The organism is Idiomarina sp. Sol25 (assembly GCF_033052775.1).
GTDB lineage: Bacteria > Pseudomonadota > Gammaproteobacteria > Enterobacterales > Alteromonadaceae > Idiomarina.
Map to the genome: position 1 here is coordinate 1 of NZ_JAUPEW010000240.1, position 237 is coordinate 237.

General features: G+C 56.5%; 1 protein-coding gene. It reads left to right on the forward strand.

Features of this window, described 5'->3' with window-relative positions; all coding sequences use genetic code 11:
* Positions 1 to 237, forward strand: a 237-nt coding sequence (locus Q5L94_RS14130; RefSeq protein ID WP_317498978.1) for an ATP-binding cassette domain-containing protein, incomplete at both ends; no start/stop codon positions are given.

Sequence of the window (237 nt, forward strand, 5' to 3'; positions counted from 1 at the left end):
TTGTGGGAGAGTCAGGCTCTGGCAAGTCCATACTTGCGAGGAGCATCATCGGCTTACTCCCGATCAGTATCGCAAAACGGGCAGGTGGCAAGATCGAGTTTGACGGCCAGGACCTGATGGAGCTCAGCGAAGCTGGGATGCGAAAAGTGCGCGGTCGCGACATCGCGATAATTTTCCAGGATCCTCTAACTTCCTTGAACCCTGTGCTGCCCATTGGGCGGCAACTGGTCCAGGTGC